This is a genomic window from Nostoc sp. UIC 10630, from assembly GCF_010747425.1.
Taxonomy (GTDB): Bacteria; Cyanobacteriota; Cyanobacteriia; order Cyanobacteriales; family Nostocaceae; genus Nostoc.
On record NZ_JAAGOG010000352.1, the window covers coordinates 1 to 4,482 of the forward strand.

Consider the following 4,482-nt stretch of genomic DNA (forward strand, 5'->3'; position numbering starts at 1 on the left):
ATGGGGGAGTAGGGGAGGTAGGGGGAGCAGGTTCAAAAACTCATTCACAAGTATAAAAAACTCGTCGGCGAGTATCAAAGACTCATTCACGAGTATAAAAGGCTCGTCGGCGAGTATCAAAGACTCATTCACGAGTATAAAAGGCTCTTCGGCAAGTATCAAAGACTCATTCACGAGTATAAAAGGCTCTTCGGCAAGTATCAAAGACTCATTCACGAGTATCAAAGACTCGTCGGCGAGTATCAAAGACTCATTCTTAATTCCCAATTCCCAATTCCCAATTTAGGAAAAACTACCCTGCATAAGGATTACCGATTCTATCCACAGAAACGTTAGAGGAGAATGGTAAACGACCTGGATTTAAGCGTGGTTCGGCTGCATAGCCAACAGGAACAACAACAGCGATCGCTAAATCTGGATTATCCTCAGCACCAATCACTTGTTTTACCTGATCCTCAACCCAACCGTTCATAAAACAAGTGGATAATCCCAAACTTTCTGCTGCTAACACCAAGTGAGTAGCGGCAATAATGGCATCTTTGATGGCATATTCGCGTCGCTTGTCGCCTAACCCAGCTTGAAATTGTGGGATGGCACTTTTAAAGTAGTTTACCGTGCCTTCATTCCATGCTCCAGTTTCAGTTGCCCGCTCAAAAATTGGGGTTAAGTCTCTTTCGCCTACGGTAGGATCGGCAGCAAAGACGAAGGTTACAGGTGCTTGGACGATTTGTTGTTGATTCCACGATGCTGCTGATAGTGCTGCCTTTTGCGCCTCGTCTTGCACAAGAATAATTTGCCAGTCTTGGATATTAAAGCTACTGGGCGCTGCCACGGTCAATTCTACCAGTTGCTTGAGCAGTTCTGGGGCAATGGGGTCTGCTTTAAAAGTTTTAATTGAACGACGTTGAGCGATCGCACTAGGTACATCTAAAGGTATGGTTTGGGTGATGGAACTCATGAGATTCTCCTGATAGTTGAGTTATGACCAAATAATTCGTAATTCCTAATTAGGATACAAATGAATCTATTTATTCATGAAACAAAAATAAAAATTATTCCTTATTTCAGAACAAACAAGTTTCATCTGGCACGCATCAGAAAAGACTTCTTGCAGAAGTGGGGGAAAAGGATGGAATTTTCCCTTACCCTTTACCCTTTAACCTTTCCCCGACATCTTTCTAAAGAATAATGATGTCATAATTACGAATTACAAATTACGAATTACAAATTACGAATTACGAATTACGCCTGAGCTACCGCCTCGTTAGCAGCCGACCAAAATGGATAGTCTGTATATCCTTGTTCAGCGCCACCATAAAAGGTTGCTTGATTTGCTTCATTTAATGGTGCATTTAAAGCCAAGCGTCGGGGTAAATCTGGATTTGATATAAATAATGTGCCAAAGGCAACTAAATCTGCTGCTTTGTTTGCCAGCACTGCATTGCCTTTTTCACGGGTATAACCACCATTGACGATGAGTGTACCTGTAAAGCGATCGCGGATATGACTGGTGGGTACAATTATCCCGCCATGTCTGATATCTGCTTCTGTTGCCTCATAAATATGCAGATATGCCAAATTAAACTGGTTCAACGCTTGAGTTGCATAACCGAATGTCTCTAGCGGATTGGAGTCACCGATATCGTTAAAAGTCCCACTGGGAGAGAAACGTACCCCAACTCGGTTAGAATCCCACACACTAGTTACTGCCTCTGTCACCTCCAACAGGAATCGGGTGCGATTCTCAATGGAACCCCCATATTTATCTGTACGTTGATTGGTGCGATCGCGGAGAAATTGATCTATTAAATAACCATTAGCTGAGTGAATTTCTACCCCATCAAACCCAGCCGCTAGAGCATTTGCCGCTCCCTGACGGTACTGTTCTACTATCTGCGGTATTTCTGAAGTTTCTAAAGCACGGGGTGTAACATAAGGTTTTGGCCCCTCATAAGTTGATGCCTCACCTTTAGGAGCAATGGCAGAAGGTGCCACAGGTAAAGCTCCATTTGGTTGTAAGTCAGGATGGGAAATCCTGCCTACGTGCCATAGTTGCAGGAAAATTCTTCCTCCCTCCCGATGTACGGCATCAGTGACTAATTTCCATCCTTCTATCTGTTCTGACGAATGAATTCCTGGTGTAGCAGGATAGCCCTGTCCTTCAGGAGTTACCTGTGCTGCTTCAGAAATAATCAGTCCGGCGGAAGCACGTTGAGCGTAGTAAGTAGCATTCAGTTCGTATGGTACGTTTCCCTCACTGGCTCGGTTTCGGGTTAAGGGTGCCATCACAATCCGATTAGGGAGTTCCAAATTACCTAATTGGTAAGAAGAGAATAAGTTTATATCACTAGTCATGTTATTTTGCTCCAATTCAAAATTCAAAGTTCAAAACCCCATAGCTGGGAGATAAGGCAATACGGTTCGGATAAGGTTTTTCGCCGTCTTTACAATAATCAGTCCTTTGTAGAGACGGCGATTTATCGCGTCTCTTACCTTAACCAAACGGTATTGGGAGATAAGGGGAATAAGGGCAGGGCTATGCTATTCTCATTTAGCCTACCTCCTGTCTTCCTCGATAAATTCTCAGTCTAATAGCGAAAGTCTCTAAAGACCACTAAGAAAAGGTTATTGTCAGTTTTAAGGTACTCAAAAACTTTAGTTATGGGCGGTTTATTTCTAAAAAGAAATAGTCTTGAAAACAACAAAAAAATCTCCCCAATACCCAATTTTGCGTGCAGTTCATTCACTAAACAATCGATCGAATAACACCACCATCTACCCGCAAAGCTGCACCATTAGTTGCTGAAGCTATAGGGCTAGAAAGGTAAACTACGATCGCTGCTACTTCTTCATTAGTTGCAAAACGTTTGATTAGGGAACTTGGACGCACATTTTGAAAAAACTCAGTCTCAACTTCTGCTGGACTAATACCACGTTCCTGCGCCAGGTTGATAATAAACTCTTCAACTCCTTCTGAGCGGGTTGGTCCGGGGAGGACAGAGTTTACAGTAACTCCAGTCCCGACAGTCATTTCTGCTAGACCTCTTGCAATAGCAAGCTGTGCTGTCTTAGTTGTGCCATAGTGAATCATTTCCACTGGGATCTGAATCGCAGATTCGCTGGAGATAAAGATTATCCGCCCCCAGTTTTGCTCTAGCTGCTTTTGCAGATATTGCCGGCTCAAACGGACTCCACTGAGAACGTTAACCTGAAATATGTTTAACCAGTCTTCATCGGTAATATCAAAGAAGGTTTTTGGCTCATAAATACCCACATTATTAATGAGGATATCAACGTGAGGAACTTTTTGAAAGAGTTCCTCTACCCCTGATGCAGTACTTGTGTCAGCAACAACGCCAGAAACTTTCGCTTCAGGTGTACTTTGTTGAATTTTAGCGATCGCTTGGGCTACTCTTTCCTCAGATCGACCGTTGACAATCACTGATGCACCTTCTTGAGCTAGCGCAAGGGCTGTCGCCAAACCAATACCTGCGGTTGAACCACTAACTAGCGCGGATTTACCATGCAATTTCAAGTCCATTTTGCTCTTTCCCCATTATTTGAAACAGAATTCAGGAGTCAGAAGTCAAGAGTGGGGAGAGACGCGATTAATCGCGTCTTTACAGGAGTCAGGTGTATTCTGACTCCTGTCTCCCTTGATTAGAGAAGACTGCAAACTAAATGCGTCTCATAACAGTACCTAGATTAAAGATGCTGTGCTAAGGTCTTATTCAAGGTGGTTTTTGGAACTGCCCCTACGACAGTATCGACCTGCCGACCTCCCTTAAAAACCATCAGCGTCGGAATGCTGCGAATTCCATAATGGCTGGCGACAGTAGGATTCTGATCTGTGTTCAGCTTCACAAATTTCACCTGTCCTTCGTATTCCGCAGCAACTTCATCGACCACTGGGCCTACCATCCGGCAAGGGCCGCACCACGGGGCCCAAAAGTCTACTAAGACCGGAATCTCACTTTCCAAGACTTCTTGCTTGAATGTGGCTTCTGTGACATTTGTAATGGATGACATAAATTGCCTTCCTAGTTAATTCTATAATTCGATAATATCGAATAATAAAAATATATGCCACTTGATGAGATAATGCAACTATGAAATTTCTTTATCATCCAGATAGAAAAAATATTTCTTTACCGGGAGTGCTGTATGCATTGGGCGATCCAGTGCGGCTAGAGATTGTGCGACTACTAGCGACTGAGGGGGAGCAATGCTGTGCCAAGTTTGATTTTGCGATCGCAAAGTCTACAATGTCCAATCATTTTAAGATTTTGCGGGAGTCTGGGATAGTCTTTACACGTAAAGAAGGGACACATCACATCAACATACTACGGCGTGAAGATTTAGAGGTGCTGTTTCCAGGGTTGCTGGATGCAGTATTGAAAGCGGCTCAACCATTGCCTGTTAGTCTTGCGAGTGATAAACAAACAGCTTCAAGGATTTAGGGGAATGGGGAATGGGGAATGG

At 43.5% G+C, this 4,482-nt stretch carries 6 protein-coding genes; 1 reads left to right on the top strand and 5 read right to left on the bottom strand.

Features of this window, described 5'->3' with window-relative positions; all coding sequences use genetic code 11:
- The 5 genes from G1O98_RS39540 to trxA form a co-directional block, all read right to left on the bottom strand.
- A partial coding sequence (locus G1O98_RS39540; RefSeq protein WP_207794528.1) for a hypothetical protein occupies positions 1-267 on the bottom strand: 267 nt, incomplete at its 3' end.
- A 25-nt stretch (positions 268-292) separates the two neighbouring features.
- A complete protein-coding gene (locus G1O98_RS37040) occupies positions 293-958 on the bottom strand; it encodes a nitroreductase family protein (protein ID WP_163939291.1) in 666 nt (221 codons plus the stop codon).
- Between the two features lie 284 nt (positions 959-1,242).
- Positions 1,243-2,355, bottom strand: a complete 1,113-nt coding sequence (locus tag G1O98_RS37045) for an alkene reductase (protein ID WP_163939293.1) — start codon at positions 2,353-2,355, stop codon at positions 1,243-1,245.
- Between the two features lie 391 nt (positions 2,356-2,746).
- A complete protein-coding gene (locus G1O98_RS37050) occupies positions 2,747-3,541 on the bottom strand; it encodes an SDR family NAD(P)-dependent oxidoreductase (protein ID WP_163939295.1) in 795 nt (264 codons plus the stop codon).
- A gap of 164 nt (positions 3,542-3,705) precedes the next feature.
- Positions 3,706-4,029 (bottom strand): thioredoxin, encoded by a 324-nt coding sequence (gene trxA / locus G1O98_RS37055; protein ID WP_012412473.1) that lies wholly within the window; start codon positions 4,027-4,029, stop codon positions 3,706-3,708.
- 80 nt (positions 4,030-4,109) lie between these two features.
- Between trxA and G1O98_RS37060 the strand changes: the two genes are divergently transcribed.
- Positions 4,110-4,460: a helix-turn-helix transcriptional regulator gene (locus tag G1O98_RS37060; protein ID WP_163939297.1), complete on the top strand. Its 351-nt coding sequence runs from the start codon at positions 4,110-4,112 to the stop codon at positions 4,458-4,460.
- Positions 4,461-4,482 lie beyond the last annotated feature (22 nt).

Coding starts and splice junctions, on each gene's coding strand:
- G1O98_RS37040 (WP_163939291.1), bottom strand. CDS start 958: ATGAGTTCCATCACCCAAACCATACCTTTAGATGTACCTAGTGCGATC.
- G1O98_RS37045 (WP_163939293.1), bottom strand. CDS start 2,355: ATGACTAGTGATATAAACTTATTCTCTTCTTACCAATTAGGTAATTTG.
- G1O98_RS37050 (WP_163939295.1), bottom strand. CDS start 3,541: ATGGACTTGAAATTGCATGGTAAATCCGCGCTAGTTAGTGGTTCAACC.
- trxA (WP_012412473.1), bottom strand. CDS start 4,029: ATGTCATCCATTACAAATGTCACAGAAGCCACATTCAAGCAAGAAGTC.
- G1O98_RS37060 (WP_163939297.1), top strand. CDS start 4,110: ATGAAATTTCTTTATCATCCAGATAGAAAAAATATTTCTTTACCGGGA.